The sequence below is a fragment of the Bacillus sp. FSL K6-0972 genome, from assembly GCF_037976035.1.
GTDB classification, from domain to species: Bacteria; Bacillota; Bacilli; order Bacillales; family Bacillaceae; genus Bacillus; species Bacillus haynesii.
Genome location: NZ_CP150260.1, coordinates 662,095 through 685,369 on the forward strand (window position 1 = coordinate 662,095; position 23,275 = coordinate 685,369).

Here is a 23,275-nt window from a genome sequence, read left to right on the forward strand (position 1 = left end):
TACCGTTTTATTCATGAAATTATTTCTTGTTTTGAGTAGTATAGTATAATTGGATTCTGGATTTTTAACAGAAAGGTTAAAACAACTGATGTCGCACAACAAACTAATGTTTTTGCTTTTATCATTTTCATCTATTATTCACCTGCTCGGTACAATTTTTGACCCTGCGGCTAGCTGGAAGTCCTGGTTGGTGAACATTGCTTTCATTTTATTGGCCCTTCTATTTTTAAATCTCACTTTAAAAGAAAATCAACAGAACAAGTAATTGTATGCCCTTCTCAAAGAGAAGGGCATATACTTTATATTACTAGAAGAATGAACTCTGATAAGAGTAGCCTTAATAAATGTCCCTCTAATTCTGCATCTGATATTGGGGCAAATGTGCAAATGGCATTAAAATCGCAAGACCATGGGGGTTTTATAAAAATGGTCAAAAAAATTGTAAATCGATTGAATTCATTTTCCCTGCTGGGGACAATCTTTTTTATCGGCAGTTATTTTACGTATAAATTTAATGGCGTAGAGCTGATTGGGTTCCTGTACTCAGGCATCATTTTTTTGACAGTCCTGATCGCAACCACCGTAATGTTATTCAGGCAAAAAAGAAAAGGAATCAATGAAAATAAACAGGTTTAATGCATGCTTTATCCTTATTTTAACCTTTATAACCTATAATATAGATCGTCATTAAAGCATCATACGTCCAGTACATCAAATGTCATCTCCTGTTCATACTAATAACGGGAGGTACACCGACTTATGTTGAAAATTTGGATGACTGGACTTTTACTATTAGCACAGCCCGCGGGGCATTCTGACAGCTTAACGATCACCCAGCAAGGGAAGAAAGTGGCCGTTGTGAACCGCGAAGATTTTACAATGCCGCTTCCCGGGACACCGATGATTGATGACAAAAAATACGGCGAGTTCGTTGACAGGCTTGAGCGGAAAGTACACAAGGATCCCGTCAACGCCGTGATCAATGACCAGGGAAGGATCGTTCCCGGCAAGGTTGGCTACAGCCTTTCCCGGAAGGGGTTTAGGGAGCAGTTTTACGCGTATTTTTATGGGGATGGCCCGTCCACAATAGAAGTGCCTGAATTGAACGTTTACCCGAAAGTTGACAGCGAACTGCTTTCCCATATCCGGACACAGCGGATCGGCCAGTATGTGACGTATTTTAATTCCGGGAATAAAAGCAGGACGCACAACATTTCACTCGCGGCAAAAGCGATCGACAATCATGTAGTGTTTCCTAATGAGACGTTTTCATTTAACAAAGTTGTCGGAATGAGGACGCCGGACAAGGGGTATATGAAGGCTCCCGTGATCGTGAGAGGCGAATTGTCTGAAGGGGTTGGCGGAGGCATTTGCCAGGTTTCATCGACATTGTTTAATGCGGTTGATCGGGCAGGACTCGAAATCGTCCAGCGCTATTCCCACAGCCGGCGTGTCCCTTATGTTCCGCCAGGGCGCGACGCAACGGTCAGCTGGGGCGGACCTGATTTGCGCTTTCAAAACAAATATAACCAGCCGGTCTTGATCCGGGCAAAACGGCATGGAGGAACGATGGTTGTTACGCTTTATTCTTCTGATGTGGTCAATCACCAGCTGCGAAAAGTTCCAAAGGCTCCGTCTGAAATTCCGAAAGAAGAGCATCAGAGCGGGGATCATTAAAGGCGGAATGTTCCGCCTTCTCCATTCAGTTCATCTAGCGCTGCACTTGTTCACATAATGTACAATAAAATCCTTTTGCCTGTATGATAGGATGAATCAAGGACATCATTTAAAATGCAGACAAGAGGAGATGATCGAGTGACATGGCTTTTTGTAACCTTTTTGGTGATCTTCAGTCTTTTTAAAATATTGGTCACTTGCCTTCCGAGCGGTGTCGTAGAGTGGCTGACCGGCAAATTTCAAGTTCATGTGAAGCTTGAGGAAGCGAATGTTAAAGTGACGTTCGGCGGAGAACATTTAGAGGGATCTGACAAGAGTCAATTTATTCAAAACTTTAATGAAGCCGTATTTATGGAGCGGTACTACATATACCCGGGAGATGAGCCGCTGTATGTAAATCCGAAAAACGCCGGGACACCATTTGTGATCGAAACAAAAAGAGGAAAAAACGCTGTGAAGCTGTTGGTTTACCGATACGATGATCATATAGACGTCGTTAAACAATATAAGAAAAAGACGGCCGCCTATTGTCTGCGTTCCGACAGTTTGCAAACATGCAGGGGGCTGAAAACGGCGGATTTGATTTAAAAAGCAGGAAAAACCTGCTTTTTTTATTATGATATGAAATAGAGCCTGACAGCGCCGTAACCGATCAAAAATAAACAAACAGCGATCGTAAAGATAAATTCTCCTTTTTTATTCTCCTTCAAAAGAACGAAGAATGAACGCACACCGATGTTCAGTCCAAACAGGATGAAGCCCACATTCAAATAAACGGGATTGAAACCGGATGGAATGATGAGGAGAAATATTCCGGCAAGCGTGATATAATGGAACGCTTTTACAAGCGGCGGTTCTTTTTCCCATGTTGTACGGCTGTCCATTTCACCATCGCCTTTCTTCTTTCTTTTAGCAATAAAATCCTTGTATTGCATATTATTCTAAATTAAAATGAGGTTGATGAAAAGTCTTGCACAGGGAGAAACGCCATGACCATACATATTCAACAGCTTGAAGCCCCTCTGAATCGTGAGTTTGTTGATGAACTGATCAATTTGTGGAATGATAATACATTGGAAACGGCTGATTGTACGTTAGATGATCAAGATAGAGAAATGATACATCAGCAATTGAAACAATATGTTCAGTCGGCATACGGAGCGGTTTTTGCCGTCGTGAATGAGAAGCAAGAAGCGGTCGGATACGGGCTGGCCTCTATTAAGAAAGATTTGGTCAGCGGTTGTCTGTGCGGGCAAATCGATGAAGTGTACATAGCCCCGGGCTATCGAAGAAATAAGCTGGGGAAGCTTGTTGCAGATCGTATGATGGATTGGTTTGAACGGCATCAAGTGTCTCACGTTCAAGTATCGGTTGATATCGATAATCAATCGGCGCTGCATTTTTGGGAAGGCATCGGCTTCAGCAGTGAATTTTACCTTCTGACACATTAGTTTTTTGAATCAAGTTGGCGCGGCCCTCGCCGTCATGACAGCTGCCTCGCTAAAAAGCCCCTTTTTCATTGCAAAGGGGCTTTTTTGATGAGCTCAGGAGAATTATGATGCGGTGAATTGACGAGAGGCGGGACTTCATAAGCTTCCATCTCTTTTGACGCATATGGTTTTAAAAGGCTTTCTAAATACGCTCGGTCTTGATTTTTCGGATTCAGCCATTCTTTTTCATTCTGGCGATCAAGAATGACGGGCATGCGGTCATGAATGTCTTTCATTAAATCGTTGGGCATTGTCGTAATAATTGTGCATGTATAGACGGGCTTGCCGCCTGCAGGCTGCCACTTCTCCCAAAGCCCCGCAAACGAAAACAGTCCATTTGTTTTGAGCTTGATCCTCATCGGCCGCTTTGTCTTTGCATCGGTGCGCTTCCACTCATAAAAACTGTCTGCCGGAATGAGGCACCTTTGTCTGATCAGCGGCTTTCGAAAGCTCGGCTTCTCAGCCAAAGTCTCAGCGCGCGCATTGATCATTTTATAACCGATTTTCTCATCCTTTGACCACGGCGGAATCAATCCCCACCGCAGCCGCCCCAGCCGGTTATGCGAACCGTCGTTGATGACGGCGAGAATGGACTGGGAAGGCGCGATGTTATAACTGGGGCTGTAATCTTCAATCGTCATTTGATCAATCTCGAAACGGTCAATAATCTCATCAAATTCAGAAAAAAGCGTAAACCTGCCGCACATCTTAGATCACCTTTTTTGTTTATTGAAAGTTTGAGGCTTTTATATATAAATGGCCAACAAGGCCGCTGAAACAGCCATGACAAAGCAGTCATCGCCTGTCATGGCCACGCCGTTTTTGATGAATACGCTGCAGGTCCAGTTGAGCGCCGATCCTTCCGCGGTCCGGTCAATCAATTTTTTACCCGCTGTGTAAACACATGCTTTAAATAAAGAAAACGAAATGGAACATAAAATAAAGAGCAAAATAAACTTTACCACCAACATCAGCATTGGCTTTTCACCCCGGAATATTTTGTAAGCTCCACCTTTATTTTACCAATAAATTCATATGTTAAAACATTATTCTGGTTTTATTATATTGACCAAATGGTCAGCAAGCGCTACGATCTATACTAACCGACTGGTCAATAATGAAAAGGAATGATGATCATTGCCTTTACAGCTTTATGAAAAAGAACAAATACTTGATGCCTGTTTGGAGGTTTTTGCCCGGCACGGCTATGCAAAAACTTCTACCGGAATGCTGGCGGAAGCGGCTGGCATTTCAAAGGCGCTGATTTTTCATCACTTTAAAAGCAAAAAAGATCTGTACTTAACTGTGCTCGATTATTGTATTGAAAAGGTAAAGTCGCGCCTTTCCCTTGATGACCTGTCGTCTTATCATGATTTCTTTGAAGCGAAAAAAAAAATAAGCTTGGCAAAGCTTGAGTTTTTCGCGGATTATCCAAACGTATACAAGCTCACGAAAGATGCCTTTTATTCACCGCCTTCCGAATTAAAAAAAGAAATTGCTGCAAAGTATGGGGAGCAATTTGCCGTTAGAAATCGTATTCTAAAACAGCTTTTTGCGAAAGTTCCGTTGAGGGAAGGAGTCGATCGTGAAGAGGCGTTCGAACTCATCATGGTCATGATGGGGCATTTTGAACAAAAGTTTCTAGCGGAAGTAACGGCTGAGGACGATTTTGATCCAGCCTGCAGCAGACGTCTTCTTGAAGAACGAAAACGGTTTTTGGATATGATTCGTTTCGGTATTGAAGGCGAATAAAAAGGGGGGGTTCCTGATGGGACACTATGTATTGGGTTTTCATGAGGTCGATCGAACCGATTTGCCGCTTGTCGGCGGGAAAGGGATGAACTTGGGCGAATTGTCGAAAATGGACGGCATCCAAGTGCCTCCCGGCTTTTGTGTAACTACAAAGGCATATGAAAGGATGATCGGCGAAAACGGCAGAGTCAGTGAACTGATTGATCAGCTGTCTCTTTTAAAAGTGAAGGATAGAGAGCAGATTAACGAACTCGCCCTCCAGATCCGCAATGGTATTGAAAGGGCCGAAATCGCCGAAGAGATCAAAGAAGCGGTTAAAAGCGCCCACTCAAATGCTGGCGGCGGTGCATATGCGGTCCGATCAAGCGCTACGGCGGAAGATTTGCCTCATGCCTCTTTCGCCGGGCAGCAAGACACGTATTTAAATATAAAAGGAATAGAGGCGATCTTAAAGCATATCAGCAAATGCTGGGCTTCACTGTTTACAGAGCGGGCTGTGATCTACCGGATTCAAAACGGTTTTGACCACCGCAAAGTTCAATTATCGGTTGTCATCCAGCAAATGGTGTTTTCGGAAGCGTCCGGCATTTTGTTTACGGCAGATCCCATTACATCGAACCGGAAGGTCACCTCGATTGATGCGAGCTTTGCTTTGGGGGAGGCCCTCGTATCTGGTACGGTTTCGGCAGACAACTACAAGGTTCGTGAAGGTGCGATCGTTCAAAAAACGATTTCCGACAAAAAGACGGCAGTTTATTCTTTGGAAAGCGGCGGCACTGAGGCGCGCGAAGTCGAAGCAGGCTGCCGGAAAAAACAAACATTATCCGATGAGCAAATCATACAGCTCGAAAAACTGGGAAGGAGAATCGAAGCCCATTTCGGTTTTCCGCAAGATATTGAATGGTGTCTGGCTGATGGCGAATTTTTCTTTGTCCAGAGCCGGCCTGTAACGACATTGTTTCCTCTTCCGAAACAGAGCGATGGCAAGCTGCGCGTCTATATGTCTGTCGGGCATCAGCAAATGATGACAGAGCCGATCAATCCGCTTGGGATATCGTTTTTCGGGTTGATTTCGGATTATGAGCTGACCATCGCCGGAGGCAGGCTCTTTATTGATTTAACACATGATTTGGCATCTGCCATTGGACGGAAAATCGTCCTTGGGACGATGGGCAAAAATGATCCGTTGATGTACAGCGCGATATCTAAATTTCTAAAAAGAAAAGAGGTCATCAAAAGACTACCTAAAGGAAAAAGGATGTTTGCATTAGGATCAGAAGGGCTGTCATGGTCTCTTCCGGCAGAAGTGCTCAAGATATACCGGAAAAACGACATCGGGATCGTCAGACAGCTGATGTCTAAAGCTGAAGCGTCTGTAAAAGAAGCTGAACAGCGGCTGCAAAAAGTCTCCGGTGAAGCGTTGTTTGAAGCAATTGCGCAAGATCAAAAAATGCTGAAAAGGGTTCTTTATGACACGCAGAGCATGGCCGTTATCATGGTTGGTTTATACGCATCATACTGGCTCAACAGCAAAATGAAAAAATGGCTGGGGGAAAAGAGTGCGGCCGATATTCTTTCCCAGTCAGTATTGCACAATGTCACATCTGAAATGGGATTGGCGCTTTTGGATGTTTCCGATGCTGCCAGAGGATACCCCGAGGTTCAGAAATATTTAGCGCATGCCAATGATGAAACCTTTTTCGAAGATCTCAAACAGCTTGACGGCGGTCCCGCCTTTATCAGCGCACTGCGGGCATTCCTTGAGAAATACGGCATGCGTTGTACCGGTGAGATCGATATGACCAAGATCCGCTGGAGTGAACGTCCTTCCATTCTTGCTCCAATCATTTTGAGCAACATCAAGAATTTTGAGCCCGGTGCGCGGATGGTCAAGTTTGAACAGGGACGATTGGAAGCGGAGCAAAAGGAGAAGGATTTGTTAAGTCGTCTGCAACAATTAAAGGGAGGCAGACAAAAGGCAAAAAAGACAAAGAAGATGGTCAGCGTGCTGCGGAATTTTATCGGCTATCGGGAATATCCCAAATATGCTCTGATCAAACGATATTTTATATATAAGGAAGCATTGATGAAGGAAGCCGCTGTTTTGCAGCGAAAGAAGCTGATTCAAGCGAAGGAGGATATTTGTTATCTGTCTTTTGATGAATTGAGAGAGGCTGTTTGCACAAATCGTCTCAATGTGAAGAAGATCGAAGAAAGAAAAGCAGAATATCAGCATTATGAAAAATTGACGCCTCCGCGAATGATGACTTCAGAAGGCGAGGTCATCACCGGAGAAACCCTGGGTGATCACATTCCGGCAGGAGCGTTGGCGGGCGTTCCTGTTTCATCGGGAGTCATCGAAGGAAGGGCAAGAGTGATTCTGAAATTGGAGGAAGCTGATATTGAAGAGGGGGATATCCTTGTCACACCTTTTACAGATCCAAGCTGGACACCGCTGTTTGTCTCAATCAAAGGTTTGGTGACGGAAGTGGGCGGCCTCATGACACATGGCGCCGTCATTGCGCGGGAATACGGGCTTCCGGCGGTGGTGGGGGTTGAGCATGCGACGAAAGAAATTAAAGACGGACAGAAGATCAGGATTAACGGATCGGAAGGATATGTTGAAATACTCGAATGATAAAAAGCGCAGCTAGCTGCGCTTTAATTTTTATAAAGGTCGGCGGACAACATCCAATCCATCAAGTGCTGATACGGATAATAGGTCGTGCCTTTTAATTCAATTTTAGGGATTTCAGGATAATTGCGCAGCATTTCTTTCGTTTCTTCTTTACTTAAGCCTAAATAATAATGTAAATCGCTTTCTTTAATTAAATAAGGATAGCCTGAATAACTCCCTTTTGGGTTTTTAAAGTTTTTCAAACCGTCTCCGATAAAATAGCCTAAAGCCGCTAAACCAAGTCCAATCCAAAACAGGTTCATCTCCATGTTTACCATCCTTTTCGCATGATGCTTTTATCTGTCATACGAAAAGCGTTGAAAAAAGTTTCAAGGTCATAGGCTTTGCCGGTTCAGCATCTCATAAAGAACGACGGCATGGTTATGGCGCTCATCCTTTGCTCCGTAAAGCAGAATAACGGTTTCGTCCGCCGCCATTTCTTTTAATTCCTTGAAGCTTCTCTGTTTTTCAGGGTGTTGTTTGATTTCGTTTTGATAGGCTTCTTTAAACGATTCGAATTTTTTTGGATCATGACCGAACCATTTTCTTAAATCAGGACTTGGAGCGATTTCTTTCATCCAGCAGTCAAGGTTCGCTTTTTCTTTTGATATGCCGCGCGGCCACACACGATCGATTAAAATGCGGCGCCCTTCTGCTTGCTGGTTTTCTTGATAAACGCGCTGGAGAATAAACGGCATTTGGATCACTCCTCCTCATTTTATGATAAACCGGCCGGCTGGAAGGAACAACCTCTATTGAAAAGACAATGCCAACATTCCTTTTATTCGATGGAATGTTTTAAAGAACTGTACATTTGGCTGACGCTTTCATCAATTTCATCTCTTGACATCCGCAAGGCTTTTTCCGATCTGGCATAGCCGATTTCTAATCGGCCTTCTTCCAGTCCTTTAAAGATCGCGTCGGCAAATTCATCCAAAGGAGCTCCGAAATCATGCAGTCCGACACCGCCCAGATCCGTATTGACCGCAGGAGGAGCGACCTCTATTACCTCAACGCCGGTCTCGGAAAGCTGGTGTCTTAAACTCATCGTAAAAGAATGGAGAGCGGCTTTTGTCGATGAGTAGATCGGTGCGATCGCCATCGGTGTAAACGCCAGACCTGATGTCACATTGATGATCGCTGTTTTCTCGGGTTTTTCGGCAAAGTATTGGCTAAAGAGCATGGCCAGGTGGATCGGCGCCTCCATGTTGACGGTGATTTCTTTATTGTAGTCAGCCCAATTGTCTATCACATCGGCTTTTAAAATATGGTAGCGCTGCTGTATGCCCGCATTATTCACAAGTACGTTTACGCCGGGGTGACGTTCTTTGACCCATTCAAATAATGCCAGTCGTTCCGTTTCATCGGTTACATCGCATACACGCGTGATCAGCTCCGGATATTTTTCCTTTGCTTCTTTAAGCTTGCTTTCCCTTCTCCCGCAGACGATGACCGTATTTCCCGATTTCATAAATCGTTCGGCGAAAGCAAAGCCGATTCCTGATGCGCCGCCTGTGATCAGCACTGTGTGTCCCGACAGTTTCATTGAAATCCCTCTTTTCCGTCAAGTTTTTAAACAATAGGTTGAACATCTCTTCTGATTCTATAATGACCCTTTATTTTCCAAAGCGCAAGTATTCTGATTAGACGGTATGTTCCGATTCCATTATCATTGAAAAGTGAAAGGGGTGGAATAAAATGTATGAAACGACTGTCGAAACATGCTTCGGAAAGCTGAAAGGCAGAGCAGAAAACGGAGTCCGTATCTTTAAAGGCGTTCCTTTCGCAAAACCTCCCGTCGGTGAGTTAAGGTTTCGGGAACCGCAGCGAATGGAGGCCTGGGAAGGTGAGCGGGAGGCTTTTCAATTTGGGCCGGTTTGTCCGCAGCCTGACGGGGTATTGCCCCAATCAGAGGGGGTTCAAAAATCTGAGGATTGCCTTTATTTAAATGTGTACGCACCTGAAGAGGCGGATGGGGATCTGCCTGTTATGGTGTGGATTCATGGGGGCGCTTTTTATCTCGGCGCCGGCAGTGAACCGTTCTATGACGGGACTCAGCTTGCAAGACAGGGAAAGGTGATCGTGGTCACCATCAATTATCGCCTCGGTCCGTTCGGTTTTTTGCATCTTTCTTCAATTGATGATTCCTACAGCAGCAACCTTGGCCTGCTGGATCAAATCGCGGCTCTCGAGTGGGTGAAAGAAAATATCGCTTTCTTTGGCGGAGACCGTCATCATATTACCGTATTTGGAGAATCAGCGGGATCGATAAGCATCGCTTCACTTTTGGCGATGCCGAAAGCAAAGGGGCTTTTTCAACAGGCCATTATGGAAAGCGGAGCATCTGCAACAATGTCCGAAAAGCTTGCGAAAGCTGCAGCAGAAAGATTCTTAAGGCTTCTCGATATTGATCATCATCACCTGGAGCGCCTTCGCGATGTATCTGATCAAGAGCTTCTTCAAGCCGCCGATCAGTTGCGTACTTTAATGGGAGAAAATATTTTTGAATTGATATTTCAGCCTGCACTTGACGAAAAAACCTTGCCGATGAAGCCGGAGGCCGCCGTCGCAAAAGGCGCGGCAAAAGAGATCAATCTATTAATCGGAACAAACCGCGATGAAGGCGCCTTGTTTTTTACGTCTGATTCGGATCTTTTGCCGCAGAGCAAGATCAATGAGATTTTAGAAGAATACGTGGGAAAAGAGGCCGCTGAAACCGCGGCGTCTCTGTATCCGAGATCATTGGAAGGCCATGTTGATATGATGACAGATCTGATCTTTTGGCATCCGTCTGTTGTGTTCGCTTCGGCTCAATCGCGACATGCATCTGTCTTTATGTACCGGTTTGACTGGCATACCGATTCAGAGTATCCGCCGTTCAACAAAGCGGCGCACGGCTTAGAGATTCCGTTTGTTTTTGGAAATATGGAAAGTTTGGAACAGCTGACAGGCACTAAGGCTAGTGAGGAAGCGCAGCTGCTTGCTAAACAGATCCAAGCTGCCTGGGTGTCTTTTGCCCGTTCCGGAAATCCAAGCACTCATCATGTCAGCTGGCCTGATTATGATGAAGATTCACGGAAAACGCTCATTTTTGATCAAGAAATTGCGATTGAAAGCGACCCGTATTCAGAGAAGAGAAAGATGTTGACAGCCTCGAACCAGCAGGTTTAGAACAAGCGGCTGACCTGTGGTCAGCCGCTTTGGTGATAGCGTTCGCTTTGAATAGCTTCAAGCGATTTGCCGCGCGTTTCCGGCGCCATACGGAGCCCGATGATCATATGAATGACGAGAAATGCAATCATGACGGCGCCGGCTGTTTTAAAGCCCAATCCCGTAATCATCGCAGGAACGACCAATGAGATGAGTCCGACGCCGATGCGGACGATGAAGAACATGAAGCCTTGGGCGAGCGCCCTGTATTTCGTATGAAAAAGCTCTGCCGCCCACAGCCCGTAAAACGCCTGCGCTCCAAAACCCGCAGAAATGCCCCACAGGCATACGAATAATAAAAGCTCTGTGATATTCATCGTGCCGAAGGTGAGGATGACCCATGCGGCGGTTGCCATGGCTGCTCCGATGCCAAAAAGCGTTTTCCGATTGACTTTATCGCCGAGACGGATAAAGACGAAGTATGTGGACGCCACTGTCAAAATCCATAAAAATGCCTGCAGCAGGTTGGCTTGCGCCGCTGTCAAACCGCCGACCGTCTCATAGATATACGGCATGAAATATCCCATCGTTCCGGCAACAAGGTTCCAAAACGCGTAAATTCCGATAAGGAGAATCATAGCGTGGAGGTTCGCTTTGTTGGTCAACAGCTCTTTGATCGACGCCTTTTCTTCAACTCCTTTTGCTTTGTCTTCGGCTTCTTTTCGCTTTTGCTCCTCCCAGATGGACGATTCGTGAATCTGCTGCTGCAAAATCCAGGTGATGACCGCGACGACGAATAATTGGGCAAAGATCAACCGGCTTCCCATTAAACCGAGCGGCGCCAAGGCAACCGATAACAGCAGCGTAAGCGCGGGTCCGACCGACCATGCCAACTGCCCCCAGCCGACGCGTCCGGCCCGCTCATGATCAGGCGCCTCCTCGGCAATGTAAGTCCATGCAGCCGGAATCGCTGCGCCCACCGCAATTCCCGTCACGATGTATCCGGTTAAAAGCATGGGAAAATTGAATGACACGGCGATCAGTAAAACGCCAAGCATATAGATTAATAGATCGTATTTGTATATGAATTTTCTCCCGTAACGGTCGACTAAAAAACCGCCGAGAAAAGCGCCGATCGCCGCGCCGAAACCATTTGCGCTTAAAGCGCCGAGAAGTCCGACCCGGGCGTCGTCCAACCCTAAATATTCAACCCATAACGAAAGCCCGCCGGCCCCCGCGACGATTGATCCCGCCTCCAAATAGTTGGACATGGCAACCGTGATCGTCGACTTCAAACTCCCTTTTTTTCTCCCTGGCATGATTCGTTCCCCTTTCAAATCAGAATTCTTTTCTGACAGAAGCCGGATTGATGCATCGAATGCTCGATTTTTCCTTAGTGAGTCATGCAAAATTGTAAGCGTTATCATTTTATAGTGGTACCGACCCTGCATCCGTTTCAGCCTGCACGCTGTTCCGAATGTTTTGCTTATAGTATTACTTTATTCGTAAAACAAAAATAAATCAACATATAAATCAGAATATTTCGTCTGTATATTTTTGTTTTTGTTTGAAAGTTTTTTCTCGAAAAACTGCCATTATATCAATTTTTTTATTAAAAAACCGAAACTTTTCCTCTGGAAAATAGTATATTTAAACTAAGTATATTTTACTATGAGGAGGAATTTTTTAGATGAGTATATTAAGCAGGTTCAAAGACATTATGGCCAGCAATATTAACGCTTTGCTGGATAAAGCGGAGAACCCGGAAAAAATGGTGGATCAGTACGTCAGGAACTTAAACAGCGACTTAAACAAAGTAAAGGCGGAAACGGCGTCCGTCATGGCGGCCGAGCAAAGGGCAAAAAGAGAACTGGCGGATTGCCGGGCAGAAATCGACAAGCTCGAGCGCTATGCAATGAAGGCTTTGGAAGCCGGCAGTGAGGCGGATGCCCGATCATTTTTAGAAAAGAAAGCGGTTCTGGAAACGAAGGCGTCCGAATTAGAAACTGCATTTCAAACGGCGTCATCCAATGCGCTTCAAATGAAAAAAATGCACGATAAGCTCGTTTCCGATATCGGGGAGCTTGAAGCGCGCCGCGCCGCGATCAAAGCGAAATGGACAGCGGCGAAAACACAGGAAAGAATGAATAAACTCGGTGCATCTGCAGCGAATGCCAACCATTCAATGTCCGCTTTCGGCAGAATGGAAGAAAAGGCTAACCGGGCGCTTGATGAAGCGAATGCGATGGCTGAACTGAACGCCGCTCCTCAAGATGACATAGAAGACCTGAAGGCTAAATATGACAGCCCTTCTGATGTGGATGATGCGCTTGCCGCATTGAAAGCAAAAATGGCGGGTCAAAAGTCATAACAATTTGAAACGAATAAAGTGAGAGGTTAAGAGACATGGTAATTTCTTATAAATGTCCGGGCTGCGGAGATGACATGGCCTTTGACGCTGAATCGGGCACGCTGGCCTGCCGGAGCTGCGGGAGACAGGACAAGATTGAAAACATTCCGGAAGAATTGAAAACAGCGAGATTTACGGAAGATGAAGCAACAGAATATCATTGCCAAAATTGCGGCGCCATTTTGATCACTGAAAAAGAAACGACGGCTACATCCTGCAGCTTTTGCGGGGGAGCGGCAGTGATCGCCGACCGCCTGTCCGGAAACCTTGCCCCGGCAAAAGTTATTCCTTTTACAATCAGCAAAGAGGAAGCGGCAGACGCGTTTCGCAAGTGGTGCAGAAAAGGGCTGTTAACACCAAAAGGCTTCATGTCGGCTGACCGGATTAAAAGCATCACAGGCATGTACGTCCCTTTCTGGATGTACGATTTAAACAGCAAAGTGCAGGTCAGCGCCCGCTGCACAAAGGTACATAGGTATACACAGGGCGACTACATCTACACGAAGACCGAACATTATGATGCGTTTCGTGATATCAATCTCGACTACATCAAAGTCCCGGTGGATGCATCAGAAAAGATGAACGATGAATTGATGGACAAATTGGAGCCTTATCCGTATGATCAGCTGAAAGATTTTAAAACGGCCTATTTGGCAGGCTACATCGCTGAAAAATATAATTACGATGATGAAGAGCTTTTTCCGCGGGCGAAAAGCAAAATCAGCGGCTACATCGAGTCATATATCGATTCCACCCTATCCGGCTACAGCTCAGTCGATGTGAAAACGAAACACGTCGATACGCAAAAAATGAAAAGCTTTTATGTGCTTTTGCCCGTCTGGATGGTCAATTACAATTACAAACAGAAGGATTACATTTTTGCCATGAACGGACAAACGGGAAAAGTCGTCGGCAAGCCGCCGATCAGTTCATTTAAAGAAAAGCTGTGGTTCAGCGGACTGGCTGTTTCCATATTTGCGGTATGGAAAATTATTGCTGCTGTGATGGGAGGCGGGGCGTGATGAGAAGTTTATTGAGAAGTGCAATGATCTTATGTATGATTTTCCTTGTCTTCATCCCTATAGCCTCCGGTGCGGCAGCCTCCGAACAGAAGCGGTATATTTATGATGAAGCCGGGCTTCTGACCAAACAGGAAATCGACAAGCTGGAGACGCTGGCAGCCAAATTGGGCGCCGAACGGGAAACCGACTTTATCATTGTGACGGCCAATGATACAAACGGCCGCGATGTGAAGAAATTCACACAGGACTTCTATGACGAAAAAGCGCCCGGCTATCAGAAGAAGCACGGAAATGCAGCCGTATTGACGGTTGATATGGAGCATAGAGAAGTCTATCTTGCCGGCTTTAAAAAGGCTGAAGAATATTTGAATGACGCCAGGCTGGACAAAATTAGAGAAAAAATCACGCCGGATATATCTGACAACCATTATGAGGCTGCATTCGAAATGTTTATGAAGGCGGCGTATGATGATATGGAGAAGAAACCGTGGGCGGATAGCATCTTTTTTAAGACGTGGTTTCAATTGCTTGTGTCAGCAGTCATCGCAGGAATTGCCGTCGCCATTATGAAATACAATTCAGGCGGCAAAGTGACCGTCAGTGCAAGCACTTATATGAACGGTGATACATCCGGAGTGATCAGAAAGAATGACGAGTACATCAGAACGACCGTCACAAAACAGAGAAAACCGTCCAATAATAAAAGCTCAGGCGGCGGAACGACGAGCGGAGGACATTCGCACAGCGGCAGCCGGGGAAGCTTTTAGAAAGGGAAAGGAAGAGCTCAAATGGTGTTTTTTAAAAATCAATTTGCAAATGTAGTAGAGTGGGATGAATTTCGCGATGATATGATTTTCTATAAATGGAACAACCGCGAAATCAAAAAAGGGAGCCGGCTGATCATTCGCCCCGGTCAGGATGCCGTCTTTTTAAACAACGGAAAAATTGAAGGCATTTTCCAAGATGAAGGCGACTATGACATCGAATCCGAAATCATTCCTTTTTTATCTACTTTAAAAGGTTTTAAATTTGGCTTTAACAGCGGGATGCGCGCCGAAGTCCTGTTTGTCAATACGAAGGAGTTTACCGTCAAGTGGGGGACGAAGAATGCCATCAATATCCCGGCTGCAGGACTTCCGGGCGGCATGCCGATCAGGGCGAACGGCACATTTAACTTTAAGGTGAATGATTATGTCGCATTAATCGATAAAATTGCCGGTGTGAAAGATCATTATGTTGTGGAAGATATCAAAATACGGATCACATCCATTCTTGATCAGCTTCTGATGAAATGGATCACAAAAGAAGGAAAAGATATGTTTAACCTTCAAGCCAACGCCTTTGATATCGCAAAAGGGATCAAGGAAGACCTTGATATGGAGATTATCAGCGACGGCATAACGATAACAGGCTTTAACATCATGAGTTTCAATTATCCGAAAGAAGTCCAGGACATGATCACGAAAAACGCTTCCCACGGCATGGTCGGTGATCTGAACAGATATCAGCAGATCTCCATGACAGACGGCATGGCGTCAGGGAAGATGACAGGCGGCGGTGCCGCATCCGATATGGCCGGCATGATGATGGGGATGAACGTAGCGAACCAAATGATGAATCAGATGAACCAAAATCAGCAGGCGCAAACACAGACGCCCCCAAGCACGCCGCAGGCAGCGGCAAAGCCGAACTTCTGTCCAAACTGCGGAACGAAAACAGGCGAGGCCAACTTCTGTCCGAACTGCGGGCAGAAACTTGTGTAAGCCGGGGGATCGATATAAGAAAGAAGATACCAGCAAAGTTGGTATCTTCTTTGTGAATTCATAAATAACAGACCGGCACGATCGTCGGCAGACCAAGCTGGAAAACAGATGGAGCAGAAGCTGACCCTGATGCGCAAGTCGGATCAATTGCATGATCAGAGCGCCCGCCGTATTCTATATATAACAATGTGAATGTCGGATGAAAAGAATACGGCATACATCAATTAAGGATGTACAGAATAATTAAAGGAAACAATGTGGAGGAAAAAGCGACATGGAATTAGGCATCAGCACCTTTGTAGAAACGACCCCTGATATCAAAACCGGAAAAGTCATCAGCCATGCAGAGCGGCTGCGCGAAGTAGTGGAGGAGATCGTCCTTGCCGATCAGGTGGGCTTGGATGTATTCGGAGTTGGAGAGCATCATCGTGAAGATTACGCAGCTTCTTCTCCTGCCGTCGTCCTGGCCGCAGCAGCTTCACAGACGAAGCGCATTAGATTAACGAGCGCGGTCACCGTGCTGTCGTCGGCTGATCCCGTCCGTGTTTTTCAGGATTTTGCGACGCTCGACGGGATTTCAAACGGCAGGGCGGAAATCATGGCGGGCCGGGGGTCTTTCATCGAATCCTTTCCGCTGTTTGGATATGATTTAGACGATTATGATGAGCTCTTTGAAGAAAAGCTTGATTTGCTGCTCGAGCTGCAAAAGTCGGAAAGGGTCACATGGAGCGGCAAGCATCGTCCGGCTATTCAAAATACAGGCGTATACCCGCGCCCTGTGCAGAATCCGCTGCCTGTATGGATTGGAAGCGGCGGAAACCAGGAATCCGTCGTTCGCGCCGGCCTGCTCGGCCTGCCGCTGGTTCTCGCTATCATCGGCGGGAGTCCGCAGCACTTTGCCCCGCTTGTTGAGCTTTATTATAAAGCAGCGGAACATGCAGGGCATGATGCCTCAAAGCTGACTGTCGCTTCCCATTCCCACGGCTTTATTGCAGAGGATACCGAGACGGCCGCGGATCGGTTTTTCCCTTCCACCCAGCAGGCCATGAATACGCTCGCAAGGGAGCGGGGCTGGGGGCCGTACAGCCGGTCGAGCTTCGATGCAGCCAGAAGCTTTGAAGGGGCGCTCTATGTAGGCGATCCTGAGACGGTGGCGGAAAAAATTATTCATCTGCGCAAGAATGTCGGGATCACCCGATTTATGCTTCACGTTCCGGTCGGTTCGATGCCGCACGAAGATGTCATGAAGGCGATTGAACTTTTTGGAACTAAAACGGCGCCGCTCGTCAGGGAAGAAGTATCCCGCTGGGAGGCATCCGAAAGGTCCTAACATGAAAGGCCCGCGCTTTAGCGCGAGCCTTTTATTTCATATAATGCTTTTTGAAATCCGGATGAATCGAGAATTTGCGGCGCAAATGGATCAGGTTTTCGCCGAAACTTTCCTCCAATACCTCTCTGTGCTTCTCCATGATTTCCATCAGGTACAAATCATGAATCATCACTTCGGTAATCGGCATCACCAAGCCTACATGCATCGTCCAGGCCGCGCGGCTGTCTTTCCCATGCGAGACAATGCCGGCCACAACTTCTGAATCGTCGACGCTGAATACGAGCCAGCGTCCGTCATACTCTTCTGTAATTTGCCTGCTGCTGTCATGTAGATAGACATTGGCGAAATCCGCTTCAATGTCGCCGTACGCAATAATGGTCACGATGACGCCTTTTTTTGCGGCCCGCTTGAGCTCAGGCTCCAATTCAGGAAAATCCTCTTTCCAAATTTCGAGGAGAATCCTTTTTCCGGCCGATGATATACACGCTTTTACTTTATCGAGAATTTCGCTTCGCCCGGTGATGTTCCAAATATTTTCCCGGTCATTTGCAGTGCGCTCAAACTTCTCGAAATATTTTTCTGCCTGTTCAAAAGTCTCTTCCGCTTTCATCCGCCGGTTTTTAATCAGGTCCTTGGCGGGGACGGGAATGTACTGCGGTGTGTTGCCGTAGCTGACAAAAATATCGCCGCGGATCACGAGGCTCTCCAGCACTTCGTATATTTTCGATCGGGGAACACCCGATTTTTTTGCTACCGCATAGCCTGTCAGCGGTGATTCTTCCAAGAGCGCCAAGTATGCTTTCGATTCATACTCGGTGAAATTCAGGTTTTTCAGTACGTCTAATATGGTTTCCTTCATAAGCCCTCCAGCTTCAACAAGAGTCGCTACCTTTGTCACTCATATTTTGCTGGATGTATTGATTTATTTCAAGTCCGCTGATACACTTTTTATAAGTGGTTACTCAAGTAGTCACTATATAAAAACCAGTATGGGGGGAGACACCTGATGGATAGCCTGCTGTCATACATATCGATTGCCGCCATGATGGTGGTGATACCCGGAGCTGATACGATGCTTGTGGTGAAAAACACGCTTCGATACGGTCCGAACGCCGGGCGCTGCAATGTTCTCGGCTTGGCGACGGGGCTTTCTTTCTGGACGCTGATTGCCGTTCTCGGCTTAGCGGTGGTGATTGCGAAATCGGTGATTCTGTTCAATACGATCAAATACTTGGGGGCGGCCTATTTAATATATTTAGGCATTAAAAGCTTTTTCGCGAAAAAAATGTTTTCTTTGGAGGACATACAAGCCGAGAAGAACAAAACCGAAAACTCATCAAGCCGGCATTATAAGGATTCGTTTATGCAAGGATTGTTCAGCAACGTTCTGAATCCGAAAACTGTTTTGGTCTATATCACGATTATGCCTCAATTTATCAACTTAAGAGAAAGTGTTAACCAGCAGTTGATCATCCTCGCTTTAATCCTTACCTTTCTTGCTGTGTTTTGGTTCCTCATCCTTGTATATTTGATTGATTTCGCAAAAAAATGGCTGAGAAGCGTGAAATTCCAGAAGATCTTTCAAAAAGCTGCGGGTCTGGTGCTTGTCGGGTTTGGTGTTAAAACGGGTTTGGATTGATATCGGAGAAGGAGTGAGCGTTTCGGCTCACTTTTTTTGCTTATTTGTCAACGATTATGGGATGGAAAATGCCAGATGGAACAAAGGTCTATGGTTATTCGTTGACATTTTGACAACGATTCTATATATTTATACCGATTTGGTCTTTTGGCTGATAGATTGATACATTTTTAGTGTGAGAGGAGAAAAGCTCGTGGATGAACAAAAGAAAAATCAGCTGGGAGCGCTGCTGAAAGAGCATTTGCGAAAAAGATCATTCTCTTTAAGAGAATTGAGCGAACGCACTCAAATCGATAAAGCAACCATCTCAAGAATCATTAATGGCAAAAGAAAAGCAAACTTGAACCATTTGCAAAGATTTTCAGAAAGTCTCGGCGTTTCTTTTGATGAGCTGATGAAAGCGGCCGGCTATGCGATGGAGAAGGCGCGGGAAAGCGAACGTCCGGATATTCACTCGTCAGTTGCCGAAATTGAAGATGTTTTGCAAACCTCAAATGTCTATGATCGGTCCTTTACCATGGAAGAACTGAAAAACAAATTGAATGAGTACGAACAATATTCTCAGACGGAGGAAGGAAAGCATACCATTCTGGCTGAGTTTGAATCTAAAGTCGAGAAAGTCGCCGGCATTGGTCCTTTTCTGACCCGTTTGCACGACATGTACAGCAGATTTACTTCGGGGCGGGGGACGCCGCGTGAATTGCTGCTGATGGGCGGCGCTTTGCTGTATTTCATCGTTTCTGTTGATGTCATACCGGATTATATTTTTCCGATCGGCTATATTGATGATGCTGCAGCGGTTCATTTCGTTTTCAACCAGCTGTCACATAAATCATAATGGAGCATGTTAAAGATGAAAAGAAAGCATATCAACATTGACATCAGTCTGCTGCTTATTCTATTTTGTTTGTTTATCATCAGTCTGCTGGCCGTTTACAGCGGGTCGGGCCAGTATGAAACACAGGACCCTTTTTATTTTGCTAAACGGCAGGTCTTTTGGTATCTTGTCGGGTTTGGCGTCATGGCGGGAACGGCCTACATCGACTACGAGCTGCTTGAACGATTGGCGCTTCGTTTATTTGCGGGAGCCGTTTTTCTTCTGATTCTCGTTCATTTTTTTGGAACTTATAAAAACGGTTCGCAAAGATGGATAAGCTTCGGGGTCATCGAAATCCAGCCTTCAGAATTTATGAAGATCATTTTGATTCTTCTGTTGGCTTCGATACTCAATCAATATCAGCATAAAAGGTTCTCCTTCACCGAGAGCATCATTCCGACGGGGAAAATCATGATGTACACGGTGATTCCGTTTTTCTTCATATTGGTTCAGCCTGACTTAGGGTCCGCATTGGTGATTCTGTCGATCGCATTCACGTTGATGCTGGTCTCGGGGATTTCGGGCAGCATGATCATGTCCCTGTCACTTGGATTCATGGCATTGGTCGCCTTTTTGACGTATTTGCACAATCATTACTTTGAGATTTTTTCAAAGATTATTAAGCCTCACCAGCTTGACCGGATATACGGCTGGCTCAGTCCTCATGAACATGCCTCTACATATGGATACCAGCTGACGCAGGCGTTATTGGGGATCGGATCGGGCCAGATGTCAGGAAGCGGCTTTACGCACGGAATCCAGGTTCAGGGAGGGAAAATTCCGGAGGCTCATACCGATTTTATTTTCGCCGTGATTGGTGAAGAATTCGGTTTTTTGGGTGCCGTAACATTAGTCTGTCTGTATTTTCTGATGATCTACAGAATCATTAGGATTGCGATCTCGTCCAACAGTCTGTTCGGTCTTTATATATGTGCGGGGGTTGCGGGGTTGATTGTATTCCAAGTGTTCCAAAATATCGGGATGACGATCGGGTTAATGCCGATCACGGGGCTCGCTCTTCCGTTTATCAGCTATGGCGGCAGCGCGCTGCTGACCAACATGATCGCTTTAGGTCTCGTTTTCAGTGTGAATATCAGATCTAAACATTATATGTTTGGGAATGATTGGAGATGAAGGTGTACAACATGATTCTTTCCCATCTAAAAAAACTGGATTATGTTTTGATTGCCTCGGTTCTGTTTTTATCTACTTTTGGCTTGCTGATGGTATACAGCGCCGGCTACCCCCTCGGATATATGAAGTATCATGATGGCAGCTATTTTTTTATGAAGCAGCTGCAGTGGCTGCTCATCGGTTTGACCTTTTTTTCGGCTGCCGTCTTTTTCCCTTACAAAGCTTACAGCAAACTCATCCGGTTTTTGGTGAAGCTTTCTTTTTTGCTGCTGATTCTTGTTTTGCTGCCGGGAATCGGGATGGAGAAAAACAATTCCCAAAGGTGGATTCAACTCGGTTCGCTCATTATTCAGCCGTCTGAAGCTGTGAAGCTTGTGATGGTTATTTATTTCGCCTATGTGTATGCAAAAAAGCAGAGATACATCGCCGATTTCAGAAAGGGCGTCATGCCGCCGCTGCTCATTTTGGCCGCTGTGTTTTTTTTGATTTTAAAACAGCCCGACTTGGGCACTGCTGTTTCGATCCTGTTAAGCTGCGGAGCGGTTCTGTTGTGCGCAGGCCTCAGAATACGGCACTTGCTGCTTCTCGGAACAATGGCAGGGACGGGCATCGCATATTTTGCTATGACGGCGCCGTACCGGTTAAAAAGGCTGACATCGTTCAGCGATCCTTTTCAAAATGAAAACGGAGACGGCTACCAGTTGATCAATTCGTACCTTGCCATTGATTCGGGCGGGTTATGGGGGAATGGATTGGGGAACAGCGTTCAAAAGCTGGGATTTCTTCCTGAAGCCCATACGGACTTTATCATGGCGGTCATCAGCGAAGAACTCGGCGGTATCGGGCTGGCGATGATCATCGGGGCCTACCTGTTGATCATGTTCAGAGGGGTTCGGATCGCTGTGCAAATCGATGATCCGTTTGGAAAGCTGCTGGCGGTCGGTCTTACTTTCCAGATCATGATTCAAGCGTTATTTAACCTGGGCGCTGTTTTCGGCCTTCTTCCCATTACCGGAATTCCTCTTCCGTTTGTCAGCTACGGAGGTTCTTCATTAATGTTCATGCTGATGTCAGCCGGGATATTGGTCAACCTCTCCTCACATGTTAAGCGGGGAGTTAAAAAAGATGGGGCCTTTCTGTTATAGAAAGGCCTTTTCCCAATTTTGAAGTGGAGAAATCGAAACTTTGGCTCAAAGTTTCGATTGACCAGACGATCCTGTCATCAGGAATTTATCTTCTCATATCGTATTTGACCGTGACGCGTTTTTATCCATATAAACGCAATCATATTGATAAATAAAGGAAATCGTGATATATTCAAGGTGTGAAACAGAATAATCTTTAAATGAATGCGTAAACTGAAAAAAGACCGGAAGATGCGGCAACATCTCCCGGAAGCAACAGAGGGGCTCCATAAAAAGGAGTCGGCTCTATTTTTAGATCCCAATTAAAAAGTAAGATCGTCTTGGTGTGGGAATCAAGGGCGATCTTACTTTTTTTTGTCGTTAGATGACAGAATTGCCACTACAAGAATGCCGAAAGACACCATGAGTTGCAAGGCCTCTGATACTGTCACATGCTCACCCCCTTTCTCTCCAAGAGATGGAGGGTGAGCCGACCGCCCTTATATAGAACCGAACTGTTGCTAAACCTTATTATACCAAAAAGCAGAGGCGTTTCCACAAATGCCCTTTGACGAGTGAATTTGAAAAACCGCAGTTTTTTAAAAACTTTCTGCGGTCAAACGGAGTAAATGCTATTTTTTCTTTAACAACTGAACAAACTGACTGCAGCTTGGATTTTGATTCAATCATTTAGCCGGAACCCTGCTAATTCTTCAGCTGATCTAGTGCAAAAAAGGCCGGTTCGTTAAACCCGGCCTTTTTTAAAATGTCTTATTCATTTATGCGGGACGCGCGGCAAAAATTTGAAAGGTAACGCCGAACGGATCGGTGACAATGCCGTATGCGGGACTGAAATAAGTTTCCTTCAGCTCAAGTTTGACCTCGCCCCGCTCGCTCAGCTTGCCGAACAGCCGCTTTGCCGAAGAAACATCTGCTGCCGTTACGCAAATGGACAATTGGTTTCCGCTTTGGAAAGGCAGTTCAGGAATGATGTCGGCGATCATCAGGACGGCGTCGCCGATTGTCAAAACGGCGTGTGCGATGAAATCTAATTCGTCTTCTTTAAAATTCGCCGCCTCATCTGCGGGGCCTTCACCAATCGTCTGACTGAACTTTACTTCAGCATCGAGTACATCACGGTAATAATCAATCGCTTCCTTTGCTCTTCCATTCATCAGGATATAAGGTGTGAATTGCGTTTTCATAGGGGGAACATCTCCTTTTTTTGTT

The 23,275-nt window shown here is 45.8% G+C and carries 25 protein-coding genes; 16 read left to right on the plus strand and 9 right to left on the minus strand.

The features are described 5' to 3' along the window. Positions 1-426 precede the first annotated feature (426 nt). The 3 genes from MKX80_RS03360 (at position 427) to MKX80_RS03370 (ending at position 2,265) form a co-directional block, all read left to right on the plus strand. Complete coding sequence (locus MKX80_RS03360) at positions 427-636, plus strand: hypothetical protein (RefSeq protein ID WP_268342583.1); 210 nt, start codon at positions 427-429, stop codon at positions 634-636. A 123-nt stretch (positions 637-759) separates the two neighbouring features. Then, positions 760-1,677, plus strand: coding sequence for a VanW family protein (locus MKX80_RS03365; protein ID WP_154996359.1), 918 nt, complete (start codon positions 760-762; stop codon positions 1,675-1,677). A 138-nt stretch (positions 1,678-1,815) separates the two neighbouring features. Then, on the plus strand, positions 1,816-2,265 hold the full coding sequence (locus tag MKX80_RS03370) for a YfmQ family protein (protein ID WP_268293245.1): 450 nt from the start codon (positions 1,816-1,818) through the stop codon (positions 2,263-2,265). A gap of 26 nt (positions 2,266-2,291) precedes the next feature. Here the strand turns inward: MKX80_RS03370 and MKX80_RS03375 are convergent, their stop codons facing one another. After that, the gene (locus MKX80_RS03375; protein WP_154996355.1) at positions 2,292-2,561 is read right to left on the minus strand and encodes a hypothetical protein; all 270 of its coding nucleotides are present in this window, start codon (positions 2,559-2,561) and stop codon (positions 2,292-2,294) included. 105 nt (positions 2,562-2,666) lie between these two features. Between MKX80_RS03375 and MKX80_RS03380 the strand changes: the two genes are divergently transcribed. Next, positions 2,667-3,128: a GNAT family N-acetyltransferase gene (locus MKX80_RS03380; protein ID WP_182069176.1), complete on the plus strand. Its 462-nt coding sequence runs from the start codon at positions 2,667-2,669 to the stop codon at positions 3,126-3,128. Between the two features lie 65 nt (positions 3,129-3,193). Here MKX80_RS03380 and MKX80_RS03385 read toward each other — a convergent pair whose 3' ends face one another. Both MKX80_RS03385 and MKX80_RS03390 read right to left on the minus strand, forming a co-directional pair. Further along, positions 3,194-3,874 carry an SOS response-associated peptidase gene (locus MKX80_RS03385; RefSeq protein ID WP_182069174.1) on the minus strand — a complete coding sequence of 227 codons (681 nt, stop codon included), beginning with the start codon at positions 3,872-3,874 and terminating at the stop codon, positions 3,194-3,196. 39 nt (positions 3,875-3,913) lie between these two features. Further along, positions 3,914-4,144, minus strand: coding sequence for a hypothetical protein (locus MKX80_RS03390; RefSeq protein ID WP_020450373.1), 231 nt, complete (start codon positions 4,142-4,144; stop codon positions 3,914-3,916). Positions 4,145-4,304: 160 nt separating this feature from the next. Between MKX80_RS03390 and MKX80_RS03395 the strand changes: the two genes are divergently transcribed. Beyond that, positions 4,305-4,919 (plus strand): TetR/AcrR family transcriptional regulator, encoded by a 615-nt coding sequence (locus tag MKX80_RS03395; RefSeq protein WP_268342584.1) that lies wholly within the window; start codon positions 4,305-4,307, stop codon positions 4,917-4,919. Between the two features lie 16 nt (positions 4,920-4,935). Continuing rightward, positions 4,936-7,557: a phosphoenolpyruvate synthase gene (gene ppsA, locus MKX80_RS03400; RefSeq protein WP_268342585.1), complete on the plus strand. Its 2,622-nt coding sequence runs from the start codon at positions 4,936-4,938 to the stop codon at positions 7,555-7,557. Positions 7,558-7,580: 23 nt separating this feature from the next. On the opposite strand, the gene MKX80_RS03405 is transcribed toward ppsA, so the two are convergent. The 3 genes from MKX80_RS03405 to MKX80_RS03415 form a co-directional block, all read right to left on the minus strand. Then, on the minus strand, positions 7,581-7,865 hold the full coding sequence (locus MKX80_RS03405) for a DNA-binding protein (RefSeq protein WP_216931114.1): 285 nt from the start codon (positions 7,863-7,865) through the stop codon (positions 7,581-7,583). Positions 7,866-7,931: 66 nt separating this feature from the next. Then, entirely contained in the window at positions 7,932-8,294 is a 363-nt protein-coding gene (locus MKX80_RS03410; protein WP_154996343.1) for a DUF488 family protein, read from the minus strand. A gap of 83 nt (positions 8,295-8,377) precedes the next feature. Next, a complete protein-coding gene (locus tag MKX80_RS03415) occupies positions 8,378-9,142 on the minus strand; it encodes an SDR family NAD(P)-dependent oxidoreductase (RefSeq protein WP_154996341.1) in 765 nt (254 codons plus the stop codon). A 152-nt stretch (positions 9,143-9,294) separates the two neighbouring features. On the opposite strand from MKX80_RS03415, the gene MKX80_RS03420 reads away from it, so the two are divergent. Further along, positions 9,295-10,767: a carboxylesterase/lipase family protein gene (locus tag MKX80_RS03420; RefSeq protein WP_268342587.1), complete on the plus strand. Its 1,473-nt coding sequence runs from the start codon at positions 9,295-9,297 to the stop codon at positions 10,765-10,767. 20 nt (positions 10,768-10,787) lie between these two features. Here the strand turns inward: MKX80_RS03420 and MKX80_RS03425 are convergent, their stop codons facing one another. Further along, the gene (locus MKX80_RS03425) at positions 10,788-12,065 is read right to left on the minus strand and encodes an MFS transporter (protein WP_268333074.1); all 1,278 of its coding nucleotides are present in this window, start codon (positions 12,063-12,065) and stop codon (positions 10,788-10,790) included. 371 nt (positions 12,066-12,436) lie between these two features. Between MKX80_RS03425 and MKX80_RS03430 the strand changes: the two genes are divergently transcribed. From MKX80_RS03430 to MKX80_RS03450, 5 genes are all read left to right on the plus strand, one after another. Beyond that, positions 12,437-13,117 (plus strand): PspA/IM30 family protein, encoded by a 681-nt coding sequence (locus MKX80_RS03430; RefSeq protein ID WP_154996335.1) that lies wholly within the window; start codon positions 12,437-12,439, stop codon positions 13,115-13,117. 35 nt (positions 13,118-13,152) lie between these two features. Beyond that, entirely contained in the window at positions 13,153-14,178 is a 1,026-nt protein-coding gene (locus tag MKX80_RS03435) for a TFIIB-type zinc ribbon-containing protein (protein WP_154996333.1), read from the plus strand. After that, complete coding sequence (locus MKX80_RS03440; RefSeq protein ID WP_234112677.1) at positions 14,178-14,945, plus strand: TPM domain-containing protein; 768 nt, start codon at positions 14,178-14,180, stop codon at positions 14,943-14,945. Before MKX80_RS03435 ends, MKX80_RS03440 begins: the two co-directional genes overlap by 1 nt. A 21-nt stretch (positions 14,946-14,966) precedes the next feature. After that, the gene (locus tag MKX80_RS03445) at positions 14,967-15,941 is read left to right on the plus strand and encodes an SPFH domain-containing protein (RefSeq protein ID WP_234112678.1); all 975 of its coding nucleotides are present in this window, start codon (positions 14,967-14,969) and stop codon (positions 15,939-15,941) included. Positions 15,942-16,215: 274 nt separating this feature from the next. After that, on the plus strand, positions 16,216-17,271 hold the full coding sequence (locus MKX80_RS03450) for an LLM class flavin-dependent oxidoreductase (protein WP_154996327.1): 1,056 nt from the start codon (positions 16,216-16,218) through the stop codon (positions 17,269-17,271). 31 nt (positions 17,272-17,302) lie between these two features. Here MKX80_RS03450 and MKX80_RS03455 read toward each other — a convergent pair whose 3' ends face one another. Then, a complete protein-coding gene (locus tag MKX80_RS03455; protein WP_154996326.1) occupies positions 17,303-18,130 on the minus strand; it encodes a TrmB family transcriptional regulator in 828 nt (275 codons plus the stop codon). 147 nt (positions 18,131-18,277) lie between these two features. Here MKX80_RS03455 and MKX80_RS03460 point away from each other — a divergent pair, with 147 nt between their 5' ends. The 4 genes from MKX80_RS03460 to ftsW all read left to right on the plus strand — a co-directional run bounded on the left by MKX80_RS03460 (position 18,278) and on the right by ftsW (position 22,066). Continuing rightward, positions 18,278-18,910, plus strand: coding sequence for a homoserine/threonine efflux transporter (locus MKX80_RS03460; RefSeq protein ID WP_154996324.1), 633 nt, complete (start codon positions 18,278-18,280; stop codon positions 18,908-18,910). 193 nt (positions 18,911-19,103) lie between these two features. Continuing rightward, positions 19,104-19,748, plus strand: coding sequence for a helix-turn-helix domain-containing protein (locus MKX80_RS03465; RefSeq protein ID WP_154996322.1), 645 nt, complete (start codon positions 19,104-19,106; stop codon positions 19,746-19,748). 15 nt (positions 19,749-19,763) lie between these two features. Further along, positions 19,764-20,921 carry a rod shape-determining protein RodA gene (gene rodA / locus MKX80_RS03470; RefSeq protein WP_234112681.1) on the plus strand — a complete coding sequence of 386 codons (1,158 nt, stop codon included), beginning with the start codon at positions 19,764-19,766 and terminating at the stop codon, positions 20,919-20,921. Next, the gene (gene ftsW / locus MKX80_RS03475) at positions 20,918-22,066 is read left to right on the plus strand and encodes a putative lipid II flippase FtsW (RefSeq protein ID WP_268315600.1); all 1,149 of its coding nucleotides are present in this window, start codon (positions 20,918-20,920) and stop codon (positions 22,064-22,066) included. Before rodA ends, ftsW begins: the two co-directional genes overlap by 4 nt. Before the next feature lie 758 nt (positions 22,067-22,824). Here the strand turns inward: ftsW and MKX80_RS03480 are convergent. Further along, positions 22,825-23,250: a VOC family protein gene (locus MKX80_RS03480; RefSeq protein WP_154996316.1), complete on the minus strand. Its 426-nt coding sequence runs from the start codon at positions 23,248-23,250 to the stop codon at positions 22,825-22,827. Positions 23,251-23,275: the final 25 nt, after the last annotated feature.